General features: G+C 56.5%; 23 protein-coding genes. 2 read left to right on the top strand and 21 right to left on the bottom strand.

What is annotated here, in order from left to right:
- Nucleotides 1-52 precede the first annotated feature (52 nt).
- From GHC22_RS20475 to GHC22_RS20435, 9 genes are read right to left on the bottom strand one after another with little or no spacing between them, the layout of a single operon-like run.
- Nucleotides 53-2,701 (bottom strand): conjugative transfer ATPase, encoded by a 2,649-nt coding sequence (locus GHC22_RS20475; protein ID WP_153754004.1) that lies wholly within the window; start codon nt 2,699-2,701, stop codon nt 53-55.
- On the bottom strand, nt 2,701-3,090 hold the full coding sequence (locus tag GHC22_RS20470) for a TIGR03751 family conjugal transfer lipoprotein (protein WP_142467535.1): 390 nt from the start codon (nt 3,088-3,090) through the stop codon (nt 2,701-2,703). The genes GHC22_RS20475 and GHC22_RS20470 overlap by 1 nt, the downstream gene beginning before the upstream one ends.
- Nucleotides 3,090-4,427, bottom strand: a complete 1,338-nt coding sequence (locus tag GHC22_RS20465) for a TIGR03752 family integrating conjugative element protein (protein ID WP_153753823.1) — start codon at nt 4,425-4,427, stop codon at nt 3,090-3,092. The genes GHC22_RS20470 and GHC22_RS20465 overlap by 1 nt, the downstream gene beginning before the upstream one ends.
- On the bottom strand, nt 4,424-5,212 hold the full coding sequence (locus GHC22_RS20460) for a TIGR03749 family integrating conjugative element protein (RefSeq protein WP_153753822.1): 789 nt from the start codon (nt 5,210-5,212) through the stop codon (nt 4,424-4,426). Before GHC22_RS20460 ends, GHC22_RS20465 begins: the two co-directional genes overlap by 4 nt.
- A complete protein-coding gene (locus GHC22_RS20455; protein WP_153753821.1) occupies nt 5,209-5,835 on the bottom strand; it encodes a PFL_4703 family integrating conjugative element protein in 627 nt (208 codons plus the stop codon). Before GHC22_RS20455 ends, GHC22_RS20460 begins: the two co-directional genes overlap by 4 nt.
- On the bottom strand, nt 5,832-6,185 hold the full coding sequence (locus GHC22_RS20450) for a TIGR03750 family conjugal transfer protein (RefSeq protein ID WP_153753820.1): 354 nt from the start codon (nt 6,183-6,185) through the stop codon (nt 5,832-5,834). Before GHC22_RS20450 ends, GHC22_RS20455 begins: the two co-directional genes overlap by 4 nt.
- 3 nt (nt 6,186-6,188) lie before the next feature.
- The gene (locus tag GHC22_RS20445) at nt 6,189-6,515 is read right to left on the bottom strand and encodes a TIGR03745 family integrating conjugative element membrane protein (RefSeq protein WP_063133653.1); all 327 of its coding nucleotides are present in this window, start codon (nt 6,513-6,515) and stop codon (nt 6,189-6,191) included.
- Nucleotides 6,516-6,533: 18 nt separating this feature from the next.
- Entirely contained in the window at nt 6,534-6,767 is a 234-nt protein-coding gene (locus GHC22_RS20440; protein ID WP_103687467.1) for a TIGR03758 family integrating conjugative element protein, read from the bottom strand.
- Entirely contained in the window at nt 6,764-7,075 is a 312-nt protein-coding gene (locus GHC22_RS20435) for an RAQPRD family integrative conjugative element protein (RefSeq protein WP_153753819.1), read from the bottom strand. Before GHC22_RS20435 ends, GHC22_RS20440 begins: the two co-directional genes overlap by 4 nt.
- A 145-nt stretch (nt 7,076-7,220) precedes the next feature.
- Between GHC22_RS20435 and GHC22_RS20430 the strand changes: the two genes are divergently transcribed.
- On the top strand, nt 7,221-7,883 hold the full coding sequence (locus tag GHC22_RS20430) for a hypothetical protein (protein WP_194841951.1): 663 nt from the start codon (nt 7,221-7,223) through the stop codon (nt 7,881-7,883).
- A gap of 62 nt (nt 7,884-7,945) precedes the next feature.
- Here the strand turns inward: GHC22_RS20430 and GHC22_RS20425 are convergent, their stop codons facing one another.
- The 10 genes from GHC22_RS20425 to GHC22_RS20380 form a co-directional block, all read right to left on the bottom strand.
- Complete coding sequence (locus GHC22_RS20425; protein WP_153753818.1) at nt 7,946-9,433, bottom strand: HEPN domain-containing protein; 1,488 nt, start codon at nt 9,431-9,433, stop codon at nt 7,946-7,948.
- 221 nt (nt 9,434-9,654) lie between these two features.
- Nucleotides 9,655-10,338 carry a TIGR03747 family integrating conjugative element membrane protein gene (locus GHC22_RS20420; RefSeq protein WP_079805233.1) on the bottom strand — a complete coding sequence of 228 codons (684 nt, stop codon included), beginning with the start codon at nt 10,336-10,338 and terminating at the stop codon, nt 9,655-9,657.
- Complete coding sequence (locus tag GHC22_RS20415; protein ID WP_079805232.1) at nt 10,338-10,604, bottom strand: hypothetical protein; 267 nt, start codon at nt 10,602-10,604, stop codon at nt 10,338-10,340. Before GHC22_RS20415 ends, GHC22_RS20420 begins: the two co-directional genes overlap by 1 nt.
- Nucleotides 10,567-12,585: a type IV conjugative transfer system coupling protein TraD gene (gene traD, locus GHC22_RS20410; RefSeq protein WP_153753817.1), complete on the bottom strand. Its 2,019-nt coding sequence runs from the start codon at nt 12,583-12,585 to the stop codon at nt 10,567-10,569. The genes GHC22_RS20415 and traD overlap by 38 nt, the downstream gene beginning before the upstream one ends.
- On the bottom strand, nt 12,582-12,989 hold the full coding sequence (locus GHC22_RS20405; RefSeq protein WP_153753816.1) for an integrating conjugative element protein: 408 nt from the start codon (nt 12,987-12,989) through the stop codon (nt 12,582-12,584). The genes traD and GHC22_RS20405 overlap by 4 nt, the downstream gene beginning before the upstream one ends.
- Nucleotides 12,986-13,519, bottom strand: coding sequence for a transglycosylase (locus tag GHC22_RS20400; protein WP_153753815.1), 534 nt, complete (start codon nt 13,517-13,519; stop codon nt 12,986-12,988). The genes GHC22_RS20405 and GHC22_RS20400 overlap by 4 nt, the downstream gene beginning before the upstream one ends.
- On the bottom strand, nt 13,495-14,145 hold the full coding sequence (locus tag GHC22_RS20395; protein ID WP_153753814.1) for a TIGR03759 family integrating conjugative element protein: 651 nt from the start codon (nt 14,143-14,145) through the stop codon (nt 13,495-13,497). Before GHC22_RS20395 ends, GHC22_RS20400 begins: the two co-directional genes overlap by 25 nt.
- Before the next feature lie 6 nt (nt 14,146-14,151).
- On the bottom strand, nt 14,152-14,760 hold the full coding sequence (locus GHC22_RS20390) for a hypothetical protein (RefSeq protein WP_153753813.1): 609 nt from the start codon (nt 14,758-14,760) through the stop codon (nt 14,152-14,154).
- A complete protein-coding gene (locus GHC22_RS20385; protein ID WP_153753812.1) occupies nt 14,753-15,217 on the bottom strand; it encodes a response regulator in 465 nt (154 codons plus the stop codon). The genes GHC22_RS20390 and GHC22_RS20385 overlap by 8 nt, the downstream gene beginning before the upstream one ends.
- Before the next feature lie 120 nt (nt 15,218-15,337).
- Complete coding sequence (locus GHC22_RS20380) at nt 15,338-15,754, bottom strand: STY4534 family ICE replication protein (RefSeq protein ID WP_023202284.1); 417 nt, start codon at nt 15,752-15,754, stop codon at nt 15,338-15,340.
- 241 nt (nt 15,755-15,995) lie between these two features.
- Here GHC22_RS20380 and GHC22_RS20375 point away from each other — a divergent pair, with 241 nt between their 5' ends.
- Nucleotides 15,996-16,277: a hypothetical protein gene (locus tag GHC22_RS20375; protein WP_153753811.1), complete on the top strand. Its 282-nt coding sequence runs from the start codon at nt 15,996-15,998 to the stop codon at nt 16,275-16,277.
- A 42-nt stretch (nt 16,278-16,319) separates the two neighbouring features.
- On the opposite strand, the gene GHC22_RS20370 is transcribed toward GHC22_RS20375, so the two are convergent.
- On the bottom strand, nt 16,320-16,814 hold the full coding sequence (locus GHC22_RS20370) for a DUF3158 family protein (RefSeq protein WP_153753810.1): 495 nt from the start codon (nt 16,812-16,814) through the stop codon (nt 16,320-16,322).
- Nucleotides 16,804-17,502, bottom strand: coding sequence for a PFL_4669 family integrating conjugative element protein (locus GHC22_RS20365; RefSeq protein ID WP_153753809.1), 699 nt, complete (start codon nt 17,500-17,502; stop codon nt 16,804-16,806). The genes GHC22_RS20370 and GHC22_RS20365 overlap by 11 nt, the downstream gene beginning before the upstream one ends.
- Between the last annotated feature and the right edge of the window lie 528 nt (nt 17,503-18,030).

The following is an 18,030-nucleotide window of genomic DNA, read 5'->3' as shown; positions in this document are numbered from 1 at the left end:
GTTTTAATTCTCTATAGAAATTATATAATGTTTTTTTACTTGATATATTGTTTTAAAACTGGAACATTTTTGCTATACATATCGCCGCCTCCAGCTCACTACACCCAAACTCCCGCATAATTCGCATCCGCTCAGCCTTCTCATGCTTCTCCGTCATCCCCAACGCCAAACACAGGGCAGGGGAGACCACGCGGAACAGCGCTTCCACACGCGGTGAAAGCACCACGCCTTCGGTATATTTCCCCGGCGCTTTAGTCGCGCTGAGCAGGAGCTGGCGCTGTTCCGGTGTCAGAGATTTGAAGCGACTGACCTGTTCCACCTCCTCGGGCGGCATCACCAGTAGCTCCCACCACTCAATCATATTGAGCAGCTTCTTCGCATCGTCTGGGAAGTCGCTCAGGTTCTGCGTTGCCAGCCACAGCCAGATCCCCAGCTTGCGCCACATCTTCGAACCTTTGGTCAGAAACCGCGCCAGCAGCGGGTTGACGGTGATGATATGTGCCTCGTCGGTAATATTGACGATGGGCCGGGCCAGATGCTGGTCGCGTTCGCCGAGGTTGTTGATATGGTTAATCAGAGAGATATAGGCGATCGCCAGTTGTGCTTCGTAGCCTTCGCGGGCAAACATCGCCAGATCCACCAGGGTGATATCCGCCTCCGGCCATGCTTCGCCTTCGAGGTTAAACAGCTCCCCCTCAAACCCGGAGCAGAACATATTCATCGCTTCGCCCATCTCCCATAGCCGGTTATGGCGGGATTCCGGTAGCGCCGCATCCTGTGCCAGTGTGAACAGGGCATCGCGGATATCCTGCGTCAGCGTCTGTCTTTTCTCGCGAGCGGTGAGCCGGGCAGCGTGCAGAATCGCTTCGCGAATTAATGCCCGGTCAGAGCGTGTCAGGCGGGCGTCTTCTTTCAGCTCGCCGCCGGTGATCATCAGGCGGGCTGTGATCTCCATTTCGCCCAGCAGATCGCGCTGTTCGTTATCGGCGTCTTCGGGATCGTCATCATCCGGTTCTGTTGAAGGCGCGTCGCTTTCCGCCAGTTTCCACGCATCGGCAAACAGCGGCAGCGTGATGCCGGAGCCGGGTTTCAGGCTGATTTTATTCACCGTCAGGCCATGTTCGCGGGCATAGTCAGCCATCAGCCCGAACGAGTTGCCCGCCTCGACGATAAACAGACGCGGACGGTGCAGCGCCATCAGTTGCGCGATTTTGGCGTTCAGGGTGGCGGATTTGCCCGCGCCGGTCGGGCCGAGCAGCAACAGGTGGCCGTTCTGGGCGCGGTCCTCGCGGTTAAGCGGGTCCCAGCACAGCATCCCGCCGCCACGGTTAAAGTAGCTGACGCCCGGATGCCCGGTGCCGCTCTCGCGGCCAAACAGCGGCAGCAGGTTGGCGAGATGCTGCACAAAGCTGAAGCGGGTATAGAGCTGGCGCTTATCCCGCGCCGGGTCGAAGCACATCGGCAGCCAGCGTAGCCATGAGCTGAGTGGAGCGAGTTCGTCATTCTCCTGTACCGGAACCATACCCGCATTCAGCAGCAGGCTGTTCAGGCTGCGCACGCGCTTGGTCAGTTCGCTGTTATCCGGGGCGGAGAGGTAAAACGCCAGCGCGCTGCGGTAGAGTTTGTGGCCGTCCTTCAGCCAGTGGCGCACCTCCTGACAGTCTTTTTTGGTGTACTCCGATTCGACGTTCTCGCCGATGGCGCGGTCATTGAGGCGGCTTAAGTGTTCTTCCAGCCGGTCCTGCGGCCAGACGACGATGGTCAGCGCCATAATCACCTCCTCCGGCAGCAGATCGAACAGCGCGTTAATGCCGTCGCCGCGTGCGGATTCTCCGGTCATATGGCCGACGGTGGGCGGTTTACGCAGCCGGTCCAGCACAATGACTTTATGCGGACGCTGATCGAACAGCCATGTGCCCTGCGCGGCCTGTGAGCGGGGTTCGCTACACAGCAGGCTCTCGGCAAAGTCGTACAGCTCCGGCGTGTCATCCTGCTGCGCCATCTGTTGCCAGAACTGCCGGGGTGAGTCGGCTATCAGTGGGGCGGGATTAAACCAGCGCAGTAGCCAGTGGCGAATGGCCTCACACTCCAGCCTGCGGGCGTGAATACCCGCGCCCGCCAGCGCGGAGACCATCCGTTCACAAACTGTGTTCAGCGCCTCTTCCGGCGAGTCTTCCAGCGGATCGTGGGATTTATTGGGTAGCCAGCGGTAGATCACCATCCGGGTGTGACGCTGCTGAGCTCGCCAGCGGGTATGACTGACGGCATCGTCCAGGAAGTAGCCCTCCGGGCGGGAAACTGCGTGCAGGTGGCGCTCCATCTCGTTCAGCCAGACGCGGGTGAAATCAGAGTTCTGTGCTTCCGGTACGGCGTAGTCGTGCAGTGCGGCCAGCCAGCCTGCGGTGTCGTCTTCGTCCTGGCAGTAAAACTGCACCACCCACGGATGGCGGTCGTATTCCGTGAAGCTGTCCTGAAGCGCATCCTTCAGAATATCGCGTAATTCTTCCAGCCGTGCCGGAGAACGCCCTTCGGTGCCGAACGGCGTGATGTCATACACCGCGCCGACCGAGCGCCCGTCATCCAGCAGCAGCGTTTTGCTTTCCGGCTGATACTCCACCCACGGCAGAAAATCGACGAACGACGTGCCTTTCTGGTACAGGCTGTCCACCGTCTGTTCGGTCAGGGTGCCACTGCGCATCATCACAGCGGATCGGTCCGCTCGCCGGGCAGGGCGTACTGCACCCGGTTATAAAAGGGGAAGACGGTGGTATAGCCCGGCACCGGGACGCCTTCGCTGCCCGCCAGATGGGGAAAAATATACATCTCCAGATCCGGATTAGGCAGTCGCCGGAACAGCGCCTGCGTGGCATTGTCGTCGCTGCGTGTGGTCTGCTGTTGTTGCGCGGTCATCGTGGTGTCATCCAGCGGGCGACGCAGCACCGATCGTGCGTCGTACAGCGCCTGCGCATCGTTATTCTGTCTGCCCCAGATGTTCAGCATGGTGGTGTTTTCATCTACTGGCAGCAGCGTTTTCTGGTCGGTGCTACAGGCGCTTAGAAGCAGCGATAACAGCAAAATCAGGGTACGCATCAGTCCAGATCTCCAGTGCGATCGCCCGCTGTGCGGTAGTTCACCCGCCGTCCGTTGGGATCGTAGTCAATGGCGAGTTGGCGGGTGATGTGTATGGCAACAGCCTGACCGGGTGGCACGTAGATGGCGTCGAACATCTGACCGTAGCGTTGTTTGAACCAGTCGGCGCTTTCCTTCAGGCCGCCGCCCAGCGCCTGGCCGAGTACATACTGTCCGCTGTTGCCCGTTAGCGCGGTGGTGATGGAGCCGTCCTCCACGGTGGAAGTGGTCTGGTTGTTCGCCAGCGCCTGCGCGGCAGCGGAGGATCCGGCCAGCAGGAATTGCGAGCCGATATATTCGGCGGCGTTGGATTTACGCTCGCCGGGGATGCAGGGCAGGCCGTGAGGGTCGGACAGCCAGCCGATATTGCCTTCCGCGCCGCTTCCGGTTTTGTCGCCTTCGGCGGGGAGCGTGCGCACCGTGCCGTCACGGAAGACAAAGGTGATTGACGTTAAGCTGCCGCGCACGCAGGAGAGCGTCCAGTCGCCAGTGGCACTACCGGAGATCACTGCGCCTTCAATGTCGGGCAACTCGATGCCGTTGGCGGTGAGGTTATCGCGGCCAATCAGCACTTTGAACGGGTAGGGATCGGTGACGCTGCCGTTAAGCGGAATACGTCCCAACAATGCGGTCATCGCCACCGAGCCGATTAACGTGCTGTTCTGCGGCAGAGTGTAGACCGGTTTGACGGCGGCAGGTGGCGGTGTTTCTGGTTGTGGCGCGGTGTTCTGCATCATGGAGGGAAAGGCCAGTGCAGGTTGCAGCGGGCGACCGTTTTTATCGGTTGGCAGGGCGTCGGCGGGCGCTATCCAGCGCAGTTGCTCGCCGGAGGCTGCTTCCGGTTCATCAATCCCCAGCCCGGCCAGCGAGTCATCCGTTGTTCTGTTGCCCTTAAGCTGCTGGATCTGCGTTTGTAGCGAGCTGAGCAATTCGTTTTGCTGCTGTGAGGTGCTGGTTTGCTGGCGGTTAATGGCCTCACTAATGCGGCTGTCGGTATTCTGCTCGCGCTCACGCAGGCGCTGATTTTCCTGCACCAGTGCGGCATTACTGGCCTTTACCGTTTCCAGTTCCTTGCGCCAGAGTTTCATCTGGCCGACCAGCGTGGCAACGGTATCGGCGGGCGTGTCGCCCTCAATCCCCAGCGCTTTCAGCTCGTCGTGGCTGAGGGGCGTTGCAGGCGCAGAGGATTTTGACGGGGTGGCTTTGCGATCCTGACAGGCATGAAACAGCAGGACGCTACCCGCCAACAGGATGAGCGGCGTCAGAACCCGCAGCAGGATATTGGCCTGGAGCTTCATTTTTTCTTCTCCGGCGCAGGCTCCGGCAGGATCGCCTGCTCAGGACGCTGATTGCGGGTGATGAGATAGAGCATGGTGGTGTCTTCGGCGCTGCCCGCAGGCCCCAGCCAGCGGTGCTGGAAGGAGGCGGCGTAAAACTGCCCCTGAAGCTGGCGCGGATCGAGTTCCAGACGGGTGGCGCTTTTATTCTGTAGTCGGATCGCCGCCAGGTGATAAGGATCGAGCCGCCAGCCGCCGATCGGTATGGCGCTGACCGGTCGCGCGGGTAGCAGGGTGGTGATGGCTTTTGCCAGCCGCACGCCTTCAGGCTGAACGCCCGGCAAAGGCTCTACGGTGCGTAACGGGGCATACAGCATTTGCGCGGCGTAGCGGGTGAGCGCGACCGGAAGCGGCGTGGAGGGTAAGGGTTCTGGAACTGCATCAGGCTTCGCGTCAGTCGCTTTTTTCTCTTCGCGGACAATGCGTATCGGCTCCCGGATGTGCTCGCCCCTGCTGGCGGAGACGTCCAGCAAAATCAGCTCGCCGTTTTCTGTGTCCTGAAGCTGTAGCCGGGTGGCGGCGAACGGCTGGCTGGCGAGTAAATATAGCGTACCGTTGCTGCTCTGGATGCGCAGCTTACCTTCCAGTGCGGCGGGATAACCCACCCGGACATTGCGATCGACAAAGACGATCCGCTCCTGCCCGATGTTCAGCACTACCGGCAGCGGGATGCGTTCCCATTTCACCTGCTCGACGGCGTGCAGGGGCAGGGCAACCAGCAGGATCGGCAGCGGGCGGATATTCATGGTTTAGCCGCCTCCAGCTTTTGCGGTGGCGATGAGAAGCAGTCCAGCGCCAGCCCCCACGGATTTTTCTGCTGATCGATGTTGTAGCGCAGCACTTTGATGGGGTAACGGACCATCGCCCGCTTGACGGGTTCGGAGTGGAAATACTCATCGACGGTCAGATCCAGCATCACAATCCAGTTATCGCGGTCGAGGATCTGCACCTGCTTATCGCTGAATCCCCGACCGGGGATTTCATACACGCCGCGTACCCGGCCGCGCAGCTCGCCGTTTTGCAGGCGCTGGCGAAATTCCCGGTCAATCTGGCTGTAGCAGCCGGGAGTGAGGTAAGCCCGCAGGGCGCTGAGGTTGCGGGGATAATCGGCCTCGCCGTTGGTCGGCCAGCGGTTAATTTGCTGAAACACTGAAAACGCGAAGGCGTACACCGTGGCGGGCGGCACTTCCCACCACGGACGCTGACTGGCCGCGCGGAGATCCGGTGGCAGGTACACCGTGAGCTGGCGTGGGGCGCTGTACCAGCCGAAGCCCATCCCTGATGCCAGCAGGAATAACGCAAACAGCGCAATATGCAGGGTGCGGATATGCGCATCCCGCGCGGCCAGCGCGTGCTTAAAGGCGCTCATCGTCGGCTCCGGCGAATGGCCCAGACGCCATCGTGCAGAACAAAACGTTGTGTGCCAATGCCGATGCGGGCCAGTTTCAGCTCCAGCGCCCGATACAGCCAGCTCTCCGGACGCCCTCGCTTCAGCCGCGCCAGCCAGCGTCCGCCGCAGAGGATCGCCAGCGCACCGCCGGGCAGGGCGCTGCCGGGTATAAGACTCCAGTTGCGCCACAGTATCGCCGGAATGGTTCCGGCAATTGCGCCAGCAGCCAGCCCGACCAGCAGCGCTATCAGCAGCTCGCTGACCGTCAGGCCGCGAAACACCGCTGGCTCGCGGTTCAGCCGCTCCGGGAGAAAGGGTATGGTGCTCATGACTTACAGGATGTCCGAGGCCTGGTTGAGCAACCAGATGGTGATCACCAGCAGAACCGCGCCGACGCCCGCCATTGCCCCTAAATCTTTCCACTGCTTACGACCGCCCTGAATTTCGGAGTAGGTGGCGATGCAGTTGTTGGCGACCACCAGAAAACCCACGGCACAGATGCCCAGCGTCATCAGGATCACGATGTCATAGCCGTAGTTTTGCAACGTCTCCATGATGCCGTCACCCTGACCGCGAGAGGGATCTTCCATCTCTGGTAGATCGGCATATGCAGGCAGGGCCGGTAACCATAGCAGCCATCTGAAGATGCGTTTTTTCATTTTGCCTCCTGAAATCCGCTAGCTCAGTACCAGCCAGAAGCTGACCAGCAGCAGTAAGATGGTTCGTCCGCCGATGCTGCCCAGCGCTCGCCAGCTTACCCGCGCGGTCGCCACGCCCCGGTAGGCATCATTCAGCACCCAGACCACCCACAGCAGCAGAAAGGCGCTGAACAGGCCGAGCATCACCAGGCTGACGGCATCGGGCTTTATCAGGCTGGCGGCCTGGAAGGCGCTGATTTGTTCAGGGGTCATGGCGTGGTTTTCTCCTCACGGTATTGCCCGACCAGTGTCGCCGTATCTCGCGGCTGAGCGCGAGCGGGGGTGAGGTAATGTTCAATCCCGCTACGCAGGGTGGTGATATCGCTGTGGATGCGTGGGTAGTCGAAGTAGTAGCGCTCGTTGATGCCGGTTCTGGCGCTTTGCTGAGCGCGGTGGAGCGAGGCTTCTATTTGTCTGAGCTGGTTGAGGGACAGGGTTAGCTCTTCGCGCTCGGTGAGAGGGGCGGCGAGAGCGGAACTGGTTATAAACAGGCTGATGACAATTGTCGTGATGGTATGCATAAACAGCTTTTCTTCAGTTCTGGTTTATTGAGTACCATGCAACGATCCGCAAGAAGATTTCAGCAAGAAATTGAAAATTCGATTACCAGGTTTATGTTGTGATGTTTTATCCTCATATACGATTTCATTTTTTTTGGAATAGGTTATGGATAAAATATTGGATATCGTGAATGGATGGATCACTGCAGCTGTGTCAAGCGGAGCATTGCAGATGAAGCAGGTTCTTCTCTTTATTTTTATTGCGGGGCCGATGGCTCTTGTTATCTGGAAAATACGAGGGATTATCGCATTTGTTAATGAGGTCAGGAACTCTAAATTAAATGAGTTGCAGCGTCTTCTGGATAGCCACGAGCTATCGGATGAGGTTAGAATCTGCATCAAAGAGGATATCAAGAGAATAACTAGCTATCGCATGACCGGAATTTCTGATGTCGCTAGTCAAAAAATTATTCTGCGTCTATTTGTAGAAAATAGAGATTCAATATCTGTCGGTTTCTTCAAGAAATTTAGAACGTTTTTGCTGACTAAAGATGGAGTTCTTGTGTTCAAGAAAGGATTTTCTTTCTGGTTCGAGAACGGTATGTATGCTTTTTTCTCGCTTCATTTTCTGTTGATCGCTGCCTTATCACTAATATTATCTATTTACAGGCATGAACAAATCCCTGTTTGGGGGCATTTAATTTTATATTCAGTTGCTATAGTTATGTTCCTGTTCTTTATTGCTTTTGGGAAAATGATACCTCGGCCTGAAGAATGTGATTTACTGAATAAGATACTACAGACCCAATATAATGATTCATCTGAATGATTTATCGATGATAGGGCGATCAAATATGCTTTTGAACGCCCGCTTCTGATAAAGTTCATGGTTTAGCTGAGTGGGGAGTTTTTTGCACTGCCTAATGCTGCAGCCTCTGCCAGCCAATTCAACCCTTCATCGTTTATGCGCTTCATGATTTCTTCTAATTTTGCACTATCAGGATTTTCGAATGCTTGTAGCATCATGGAGTAAAGCTGTGCAGAGCATAGAAGGCACATCCTACTTAACTCTGATGCAAGATTAATAATCTTGAAGGATTCATCTTCAGTGCGAAATTGTTCTCCATGTACCAAAGTCGAACGAGTTTTGTATAGTTCTAGAGCTTGAGAATAAACATGATGCCCTTCATCACAACTGAATGCTTTCAACACATCCCTAACCCGACCGGCAAACAATTTTGTACGCCCTGCTTCGAATTTACCGAAGAACAACCGCTCAATTGCAGAAACGTATTTCACTATACTCGAATGTGCATTTGGATCTGTAACCGCGTCCCCAAACCAATTGATAGCGTCAATAAGGCGTTGGTGAAGGTGAGTAGTTTCTACTGGATTGACTATGGGTATCAAAGCAGAACCGAGGATGTCTAATTCTAAATCTGCCCTTATCAATGCTTCATGCCAGTTTATTACACCAACCGGTTCTAAAGAATCAGCGCAGAGACTTGCGTGAATCACACCATGTACATCAGCGTGCAAATGTGCCGAGCGCAGAGCTCCGCTTCGTGACCATGCTAGCCTAATTTTCCGTGTCGGTTTAGCTCCCAAGAGGATACGGATGATGTGAAGCGCCATCTCTGTAGCTTGGATCGCTCGTTCTTTAGAGATTGCTTCATCACAATCACTCACTTTCACACAAGCAATCCATGTGTAGTCTTTGTAGGTTTTGACTGCTCGGGATTGTAATTCTCGCACTAGTTGTCTTGATTCATCTTTAGTGTGCGTGCGTTCTTGTGGGAAACCTTGAGCAATCGCTGCCTCTACGCACTCAATATGCGCCTTCGTGTTAACATAAATACTATGTTTTAGTACTGATTTTTTATCATCGAAGAACTTGGAGCGACGGATGAATGTGACAGGGCCAACGCTGAATTCAGTAGGTGTATCCCCAGGGAAAAGCACACACGGTAGGTAGTGTTCGATAACTACAAGCTTTTCTCTCAAAATCGTTAAAGCGTCTTTAAGAAGCAGCATTGCGGTTTCCTGATCAACTCCACGTGCCTCCTGTAATACTCTTTTAACAAAAGCATTTATTACGGCTTCCTTTGCGAGTCTGCGGCCCACTCGTCGCCCAAGACCGTGATCCAATTCAATAGTGAGGTCTGCAAGCTCATTCAGCTTGTTCCAGGCAAGAGAACCACAATGGATATGTCCATTTCCTTTTGGATGGGGAATATCACAAAAGGCATCTTTTGGATTCTTTCGTAAGTAAGCCATAAGCTCAATGGGGGGCATTTTTGCAAATCGCGAGAGCTGTCGACAAATAAACTCAATGGCTTTCAGTGCTCGTTTAGCTATTTTTTCCTCAGGTAAGCTCATTTTATGAATATCCACTCCACTGAAAATAATTTGAGTAACTTATTAGATAAAAACGAACAGGCATTATATCTTTTTAGGAGTAAAATTCTGTTGATTTTACTACAAAAACAAGTGTGTAAATTAACCGATTTTTCACAAAAAAACAGTTATCAACGCCCAGTGCTTTGGTAATATCAGTCTTGAATTTCATGGGGGGGTGAATAAGTACGATCTAAATTGCATTACAAATGCTTTTTGAATGCTCCCGTCGCTACTGAACCCGCGAAGCCAATCAGCATCACCCCAGGTATTACAATATATCTTGGTTCCAGAAAAACTGGCACCGTCAACCACACCAATCCCGTTCCCGCCAGGCTAGAGCCGATCATACGCCTGGCGTGGTGATAAACAAACCCGGACTCATGGCCTGCGCCGAATCGCCGTAAGTCGCGTCTTACCAGACCGTCAATAAGCCCGACGACGATAATCAGCGTAAATAGCGGTAGCGCCTGTAACAGAATCGCCAGCCGCAGCAAAAAGGTAAGGGTGATATTTTCCGAAGACAGCAATGCGCAACGGATTATCGTCGTGACCGTCTCTGTCCAGAACAACCCGCTTTGCCCATTGAGCGAAGCAATCAGCGCAGCGCTCCCTTTCTGCAACATATCGCTGACAAGCGCCAGAGCTTCTACTAACCACACCGGTGCGCCAGCGGAACTCTGCCACCACTGCCATGTGGCTTGCAATACCTGTTCACTGTGGCTGGCGCAGCCGTTCCGCCAGAAAAAAGTATCGCCCAGCCACTCCAGCGCTATTGCCAGCATCCATGCGCCGAGGCAAAAGCCAACCAGCACGCCGGGCAGCAATGTGATCCAGCCGAGTAGTCCGGGACGGCGTGCAGGCGACGGGGGCGCATGGTCGGGCATCAGTGCAGAGGTAGCGTAATGTAGCGGCAGAGGAATCGCGCCTCGTGAGCCTCATCCAGCCGTACCTGAAAAATATCGTGTTCATCCTGCGGCGATGCAGGTTCGCGCCATGCCTGAAAACCTTGTAAATTCATCCGGGCGATAATCTGATCAGGCGTCTCTCCCTGCGTCAACGCATCTACCGCCTGTTGCAGGGGAAGAGGCAGCGTTTGCGCAGGCCACATCACTTCAACGCTCACGAGCTGGCGGTGTGTCCGGGGTATCATCGGTATGTTTCTCCGTGGTTTCGCTGTCGTTCAGCCATAAAATAGGGTCGTTTTTCTCCGTTACAACTGCCTCCGGGCGGTTCCACCATACGGGCGCGCTGTCGTATTGTTTTTCCATATCACGGGCGATTTGCGCGATGTTTTCCGGCATCAGCGGATCGTGCGCTGCGTCCGGTAACGGGATACGTAATTTCCAGAGCTGGCCGCCTTCCAGCAGAGCAAACGCCTGACCTTTGGGGAGCTGTACCAGTGAGGCGGGTTCCAGTAACGGCACTTGTACGCTGCTCACGCGATCCTGGGTGTTGCTGGAAAACCCGATATTACCCTGAGCGTCAGTGCTGTCGGTGACGCCGGAACTGACGCTGTTGCTGAGCACATCCACCTGTGGCAGTTGCTTCGTCAACAATTCGGCGGTGGCTGTCTCCCGCACCCGCATCATGATCAGGCTGTTGAAGTTGCCGACCACCTGTCCCGCTTTGGCGCGGTCGCCGATGCGGGCCTCGATGTCGGAGAGCGTCTGGGTGTAGGCCGTGACCTGCACGCCCGCGCCGCCGCCTTTATTTATTAGCGGAATAAATTCATCGCCCATCAGCTCGCTGAACTCATCGCAGTGCAGGTTGATGGCTGCTTTTTCTTCCGTCTGCGGCAGGCCGTCCATCACGCCGTGCTTGTAGATATGCCCGGCGACGCTGACCAGATCGGCAAACATCGAGTTACCCACGGCGGCGGCAATCTCCGCATCGGATAACGCATCCAGCCCGACATAGACAATCGCCCGCTGGCGAATCGCTTGCTGCCAGTCAAACACCGGGCGTGGGTCATTGAGGTCGCCGTAGTCCGGGGCCAGCAGTTGCGCGATTTTCCCGGTAGTCAGCTTTTCCAGCAGCGGTAGCAGCGAGGCGACGATCTTATCGAAATAGGTTTTGTCGTAGCGCACGGCAGAACGCAGGCCGTCGAGGATCGGGTCATGTAATCGGGTGGTGGAAAGGTACTGCTCCAGTGCGACGACGTAGCTATCCCGCCCCTGAAGATTACGTGGCGTGTTTTTCTCGGTGATGCCACCGGCAATCCGTACTACGTTGTCCCATGCCTGTCGGTCGTGACCGGGTAGAAAGACACGGGCGTAGTCGATAAACAGCTCGTCGATATTGATAACGTGACGGGCGATGCGGGCGTAGTCCGGTCGCTGGCCCAGCGCCACCAGGGCACGGGTGATGATGTTGACGAAGCGCCACGCGAACTCGCGGAAGGCGGCGGAGTTGCCCTCGGTGGAAAGCTGCCCGGCGATGCGGCTGGCAACCTCCGAGATACGGCCAAAGCGTCCGACGGCGTTGTAGCGGGCGGAGATCTCCGGCCAGCCGAGATGGAACAGCCAGAAGACGCTTTCTCGCCCGGCTCGATGCGCCTCCGCCCACACGCGACGCAGCAGGTCGGCGTCACCTTTCGGATCGAAAACAATCACCGTGTCGCCACGGCAGATATCCTGAGCAATCAGCAGTTCTGCCAGCCGGGTTTTGCCGACGCGGGTGGTGCCGAGGACCAGCGTATGACCCGGTCGGTCGTGCAGCGGTAGCGTGACGCGGCCTTCGCGCAGCTCCACGCCGTGCAGCAGCGGATCGCCGCCGCTGGCGTGCAGCCAGTGCTCGCATTGCGGCAGGCGACACAGATACAGCCGCTGGGTATGCGTGGGCAGCCAGCGAAAGCCGCGTCCGAGAAACAGGGCGTCGGGTAACAGCGGGATACGGCTGACGGAGAGCGTCCAGAGCGGCAGATGATGCACGCGGCGGCGAAAGCGCAGGATGCGCACTCCCTGTCTTAGCCGCAGGACAGACAATGCAAGCAAGGCCAGCGCCAGCAGCCAGCCGGAATAGGGCGTCAGCAGCAGCGTTTGCGGAGCCGTCACGCACCATATCGCCCCCAGCAGGGCCGCGCTGGCACTGTAAAGCTCCACCGCTGGGCGCAGGATAAAATCGAGCCTCACTGTGCCAGCCCCTTGTCGGTGATGAGCACCGGATAAGCGGTGATGGGCAGGTGTTTTGCCATATCGTCGGCGCTGACGGGCAGCAGTGTTAACGCTGGGGCGATGGCCCTCAGGGCATTCAACCGCGCCAGCGTGGTGACGTTCACGACCAGCCCGGTGGCGTGCAGGGTTTTTAATGCGTCGTGGTGCTGGCGCAGCCATTCTGTGGACTGCGGATCGTCACCGATTAAAAACAGTGGCGTCATTCCTGGCAGGCTGAGCGCCAGACGCTGTTGCTGACCGGGATGCAGATTATGGGTGACGACTGGCAGTAACCGGGCCTCATCCAGCGCCTGCATGGGAACGGCAGGTCCGGCAATCGCGGCGGCAGTAAACAGCAGCATGACTGGAATAAGGTGTTTCATGGCGGCGTCCCTGATGCGGAGAGCAGCCGTATTTGCTGGCTGATCTTCTGGCGGTAGACGGCGGCAGGCTTGCCTCCGGCGGGATGGTGGTAGCGGGCGGCGGCGTCCAGCCAGCTTCCGGGAGATGCGTCGTAGTGCTGACGCAGTAGCAGGGCGGTGACGGTAAGATTGTCCTCCGGATCAACGCTGGCGCACAGCGAGGCAAACCACTGACCGTTCCAGCCGAGATTAATCTGTCCCAGTCCGGCGTCGATACGTTTCAGGCTGCGGGTACGGGCGAAGCCCAGCAATGCCCGGCAGGCTGAAGAACGGCTGGGGTAACGGTAGCCGGTTCCGGCAATATTCAGCGTCCACGGCCACGGATGCAGCCCCTGCGCGAGTCGGGTGCCGCTTTCTGCGCGGGCCACCGCGTAGAGCAGTTCAGCCGGAACCTGCTGCTGGCGGGCGATTTGCGCATACAGCGGCGGCACGGCACAGGCGTGAGCGCTGATGAGCAGGCCGACTGTCAGGGTGCAGAGACGGGACGCCATTGCTCCCCCTGTTGCTCCAGCAATAACGGTAACTTTCCGCCGCCGAGGCGCTGCCAGCGACCATTATCGTGATTAAGCGTTATCTGCCCGCGTTCGACCTTGCGCATATCAATATGCAGGCGCTGCACCCAGCGTTGCAGGCTGGCATCGTCGTTATGGCTGTTGACCAGCCAGATGTCCAGAGGGCGGTCATCGTTGATAAGCTTCTGCGCCAGCGTCTCGCAGGCCGGGCATTTTTCGCTGACGAATAGCGCCAGACGTGGCTGGACGACGCTGCGGATGGGCGTCAGCGTTGGGTAAAGCCGCTTCCATGCCTGGTCGTAGGCACGCTGGAACGCCAGCTCTTTCTCCACCCGTTGATGCTCTTTACGGGCCAGCAACTCGGCGAAGCGCTGACGTTCGGCGTCGCTGTTGGCCTCCACGCCGAGGGTGGTAAGAGGATCGAGCCCCGGCGACCAGATGCCGCGCTCGCCCTGACGCAATTGCTGGTAGTGCTGCCATTCGCTGTCGGTTAATCCCCACTGCTGTGCCTGCGTGTGAGTGATGGCCTGTTCTTCAATGCGGGTTTGCTGCGGACTGGCAAACGGCGGCAGTAGCAAAAGGCATAGCAACAGGTATCTGCGCATTGCTGGTTATCCTCCGGCGTTCAGCGTCAGCCGCTGCCCGCTTTTACTGAAGATGGCGTGGTTGCTGTCCAGTTGCAGCAGTTGCCAGCCCTGCACGTTGTCGCCGGGGGCAACAAGCTGAAGCTGTGAGAGCGAGCGATAGCCGGATGGCGCGATGACGGCGAACTGCCGCCCGGCGCGAAACTCGCTGCTGATAAGAGAAAAAGGGGCCTTTGCGGCCCAAAGCGGAGATGAGACGGGGCGTTTTGCCTTTGCGCGGCTGCGCGTGGCGGTTTGTTGTTGCCGGTGTTGATAATTGGCGTTCAGGGTCTGGATTTGTCTCTCCAGTACCCTGAGCTGTTCGTTAATAGGTTGAAGCTGTTCGGCCTGAGCGCGGGGGGCATCGTTAAGTTGCCGGGTAAGGGCTTCCGTGCGATCGGTGATGTTTTTTACGGCAGCCTGTAGCTGCTGATAATCGCTGTCTGGCTGCGGCTGGTCACGCCATTGCGCTATCTGGCGTTGTGTCTGTTGCTGCGCCAGCGCCAGGGCATTCAGGCGGTTGAAACACCAGAACACCGCCGCTGCCAGCAGCAGGAGAGCTGCACCGGTAGCCAGGTAAGCCAGACGTTTAAGCATGATGGTCTCCTGTTCCCGGCGTGTTCAGGTGAAAACAGACTTCGCGGTTCAGTACATCGGTCTGCATCAGCCAGCCCAGTCCGGCCAACGTTTTCAGCGCATCTTCCAGCCGCATCGGGCCGAGCCGGTATTGCGAAAGCGGCAGCGGTTTGCCTGCCAGAAACTGCGTGGGATGGTCATCGGCGCACAGGCTGTAGCCGCTCTGTTTCAGCAGCCAGGTAAAGGCGTCGCCAACGGTAAGCTTCAGGTTCAGCGGCAGGTTGATGTTGACGATTTGGTGCAGCGGGTTGCGCTGGGCTTCGTCGGGGCGGGTGTTGATCAGCAGGTAACGGTCATAGCGCACCACTTCAGGTGCGGGCGGCGTTGCGGGTTTTGGCGCAGGCACTGGAGGCTGTTGCGGCGCAGTGCAGCCGCCCAGCATCAGTAGTGTGATAACCCATCCCGTTGTTCGCGTCATTGTCTCTCTGAATCTGGTGAGGAATAGCCAGAGGGTGCGCAATGATGAGAAGACAGACAACGGGAAATTGTTTTTTGGTGATGAAAAAAAGACGCCCGGAGTGGGCGTCACGATAAAGATTCAGGCTGCATCAGCTTCCGCCTCTGCTTCCTGATTTCCGGCCTGCCAGACGACTTCACCGTCGATTTTGACAAGGCCAATATAGAGCAGTCGGGCTTTCAGGCTGACGCCCGTTTCGCCTTTACGCTCGCCTTTGCTGTAGGTGAACATATCGACGTATAAGTCGCCCAAACGGAAGTGGATCAGCACCTTGCGCTTTTCATTGACCGCCTGCTCGCAGCGGGCAATCAGCTTACGCGCTTCGCTACCGGTGACTTTGCAGTCAAAGCGGACATAGTCCACATCATCGGCAGCCCCGCTTAATGCGGCAATGTCACAGCATAAAAAAGGCTCGCCGCGTTTTGGGGTGACGGTGCGGACACGGTTAACGTAACCCAGACCGCTGGTGTACAGATTGAAGTAAGTTTTCTCGTTCATAGGATCCTCCCGCGTGGCTGAACGCGGCGCTTAGTGATATGCAGAGTGCATCGGGTGAAAGGGATGCGCCTGTGTGATGCTGCGCAATTAAAAGGCGATGGAACCACGCCTAACGGCGGGTAGCGTGTAGGTTCCGGCTACCAGATAAGCAAGGGGATTTAAACGAGGGGGAAGGGAAATTGCGAGGCGATATTCTGTTTGCTGCACCTTAAATATCGTGTTCCGCACGGAAGCTGTTAAGGTGCAGCGGGCTGAAGGGGTCACTGCCCGCGTAGGGTTACGCGCGATTTCTGTCAGCAGTGTAAATCGCAATAACTGGCGCTTGCGCACAAACGGATCCCGTTGTTATCCGGTGGGCGCCGGAAAAATGCAGGAGGTCCGGGCGGATAGCGAGACGGCTGTCGCCTGGCTATCCGTCCGGAATGATACTGAACAGGAGCGTAAAGGGTGTTTTGCGCGACGGGAGCGTCACGAGCGCGAACAGGCAAAACAAGTCGCGCTGTTGGGTATGGCGTTAGGGTAATCGCGTAGCCGCCTGGTGTCGCGCTGCAACTCATGTTCTGCGTCAGCTATTTTGCCGCCCCTGATATAGCTTTTCCGCCTGCCCCATCTTTTCCTGACACTCCCGCGCCTGGCGGATAATGAAGGTCAGTACCGACATCTGCATATTGAACACGATGCGGTCCCGCTCGATTTCCAGCAGGGCATCTCTGGCGCGCTGCGGAATTTTGGGATCGCCAATCAGATTGCTGAATGCCGGGGTGCCGGATTTGTTGTTCTGCTGGTTCCGCCAGCGCAGGAAGTTCGCGCCGGAGGGGGCCGGGCCGATGGTGAATATCAGCGGAAGCTGGCGCACGGGGTAGCGTCTGGCGCTTTGAATCAGGCGCTGCATTAACGGCTCCATCATCTCTCGCACGCTTCGGGCGTTGCTCTCCAGCAGCTCCAGCTCCCCCTTACTCTTAAAAGGCTTTAAAAGGCCTTTTAGCGAGGAGACGTAAGCCAGCATTTTATAGTCTTCATCAGCCAGCGACTGATAGCCAGTTATGGGGTTATTCATCATCGACGGCTCCGGAATTTTCGGTCTTGCCAGGCAACGGTGATGAAAACGATGAGCGTAATTTGCCGCTCAGTATCGCTTCCGGTAACGGGCCTAAACGCTCAATAGCGGCTCTGGCCTGAGGCGTGTCGTCGATAAAGTCCTGACGGGTCAGACCGGAACCGTGATATTTCTGCGCCAGACCGAAGGCGCTGCGGATAACGGTTGCGCCGTTATTCAACCGGTTGTGCATTTCCCTACGTGAGATGACGGCGATATGTGAGGCCAGCAGAAGCTGGCGTGCGAGCTGGTCGAAATCGGTCAGCAGATAAACGCCCTGATAGGCCAATGGAGCGTTGATAAACAGCGGAAAGCGGGCGGGTTGCACGTTGAAACAGTTTTCAATATCGATGCCTTCCGGCAATTCGCTGAACATGGCTTTTGCCTGATCCAGCATCACTTGCATCAACTTACGCGACTGCACCAGTTTCTCTTCCATACGCAGCATCCACAGATCGGCGTAAGGATCGTTATGCTCTGCGGCAATGCGCATCTGGTTGAGAATTTCGATAAAGCGCGGCATGCCGATGATTGGCGCAGGGCCGTTCTCAGTTGCCCGCCGCCCGGTCCACAGCCGGGTGGCGTTGTGAGTGTGAAGCTGAATATGGATCGCACTACGCAGGGGACCCATGTTGAAGGTGTAGTCCGACATATCTGTTTCCTGTTGCGGGTGGGTGTCAGCGCAGAGTGATGGCGTGAGGGGTTGTGAGCAATGGGAAAACGAAAACGCAGGCGGGAAGATTGTTTGTCGGAAATTTTGATGCCACTGGCATCACCCTTTTGCCTATTGGTTTGTTTAGATTGATAGGTACTGGTGTGATGCCAGTGGCATCAATCCCCATAACATTTTGCTGATTTATCAGAGGCAGTTTTTGTTCCGGGTTTTGCTTAGACCTTGGAATATCCTATAAAATGTTTTCTGGTCGTTTTCCGTTCAACTTCTGATGGGAGTTTGTTACCTGTTTTATAAGCAAGTGATTGAGAAAAAGAGTCTGTCTAACTTGACCTGGTTAATTACCTTTCAACGGAGCTATTATTTCTTTGAACCTGATCACTTCATCGAACTGATAAAATTCATTTTGTCGAAGCCTAAAGTGAAATTGGAGATAGGGTAGCTGGACGAATTTTAGTTTATGTGACGAGGCATGGGGTGTTGATATCCAGCATGTCTTCTGATACG

Source organism: Citrobacter sp. H12-3-2 (genome assembly GCF_009649895.1).
Classification (GTDB): domain Bacteria; phylum Pseudomonadota; class Gammaproteobacteria; order Enterobacterales; family Enterobacteriaceae; genus Citrobacter; species Citrobacter portucalensis.
Note: the sequence above shows the minus strand (reverse complement) of the source record. Positions and strands in the feature narration are given on the sequence as shown.

Excerpts from the sequence above, each read along its gene's own strand:
- GHC22_RS20475 (WP_153754004.1), bottom strand. The coding sequence starts at position 2,701 with ATGATGCGCAGTGGCACCCTGACCGAACAGACGGTGGACAGCCTGTAC.
- GHC22_RS20470 (WP_142467535.1), bottom strand. The coding sequence starts at position 3,090 with ATGCGTACCCTGATTTTGCTGTTATCGCTGCTTCTAAGCGCCTGTAGC.
- GHC22_RS20465 (WP_153753823.1), bottom strand. The coding sequence starts at position 4,427 with ATGAAGCTCCAGGCCAATATCCTGCTGCGGGTTCTGACGCCGCTCATC.
- GHC22_RS20460 (WP_153753822.1), bottom strand. The coding sequence starts at position 5,212 with ATGAATATCCGCCCGCTGCCGATCCTGCTGGTTGCCCTGCCCCTGCAC.
- GHC22_RS20455 (WP_153753821.1), bottom strand. The coding sequence starts at position 5,835 with ATGAGCGCCTTTAAGCACGCGCTGGCCGCGCGGGATGCGCATATCCGC.
- GHC22_RS20450 (WP_153753820.1), bottom strand. The coding sequence starts at position 6,185 with ATGAGCACCATACCCTTTCTCCCGGAGCGGCTGAACCGCGAGCCAGCG.
- GHC22_RS20445 (WP_063133653.1), bottom strand. The coding sequence starts at position 6,515 with ATGAAAAAACGCATCTTCAGATGGCTGCTATGGTTACCGGCCCTGCCT.
- GHC22_RS20440 (WP_103687467.1), bottom strand. The coding sequence starts at position 6,767 with ATGACCCCTGAACAAATCAGCGCCTTCCAGGCCGCCAGCCTGATAAAG.
- GHC22_RS20435 (WP_153753819.1), bottom strand. The coding sequence starts at position 7,075 with ATGCATACCATCACGACAATTGTCATCAGCCTGTTTATAACCAGTTCC.
- GHC22_RS20430 (WP_194841951.1), top strand. The coding sequence starts at position 7,221 with ATGGATAAAATATTGGATATCGTGAATGGATGGATCACTGCAGCTGTG.
- GHC22_RS20425 (WP_153753818.1), bottom strand. The coding sequence starts at position 9,433 with ATGAGCTTACCTGAGGAAAAAATAGCTAAACGAGCACTGAAAGCCATT.
- GHC22_RS20420 (WP_079805233.1), bottom strand. The coding sequence starts at position 10,338 with ATGCCCGACCATGCGCCCCCGTCGCCTGCACGCCGTCCCGGACTACTC.
- GHC22_RS20415 (WP_079805232.1), bottom strand. The coding sequence starts at position 10,604 with ATGATACCCCGGACACACCGCCAGCTCGTGAGCGTTGAAGTGATGTGG.
- GHC22_RS20405 (WP_153753816.1), bottom strand. The coding sequence starts at position 12,989 with ATGAAACACCTTATTCCAGTCATGCTGCTGTTTACTGCCGCCGCGATT.
- GHC22_RS20400 (WP_153753815.1), bottom strand. The coding sequence starts at position 13,519 with ATGGCGTCCCGTCTCTGCACCCTGACAGTCGGCCTGCTCATCAGCGCT.
- GHC22_RS20395 (WP_153753814.1), bottom strand. The coding sequence starts at position 14,145 with ATGCGCAGATACCTGTTGCTATGCCTTTTGCTACTGCCGCCGTTTGCC.
- GHC22_RS20390 (WP_153753813.1), bottom strand. The coding sequence starts at position 14,760 with ATGCTTAAACGTCTGGCTTACCTGGCTACCGGTGCAGCTCTCCTGCTG.
- GHC22_RS20385 (WP_153753812.1), bottom strand. The coding sequence starts at position 15,217 with ATGACGCGAACAACGGGATGGGTTATCACACTACTGATGCTGGGCGGC.
- GHC22_RS20380 (WP_023202284.1), bottom strand. The coding sequence starts at position 15,754 with ATGAACGAGAAAACTTACTTCAATCTGTACACCAGCGGTCTGGGTTAC.
- GHC22_RS20370 (WP_153753810.1), bottom strand. The coding sequence starts at position 16,814 with ATGATGAATAACCCCATAACTGGCTATCAGTCGCTGGCTGATGAAGAC.
- GHC22_RS20365 (WP_153753809.1), bottom strand. The coding sequence starts at position 17,502 with ATGTCGGACTACACCTTCAACATGGGTCCCCTGCGTAGTGCGATCCAT.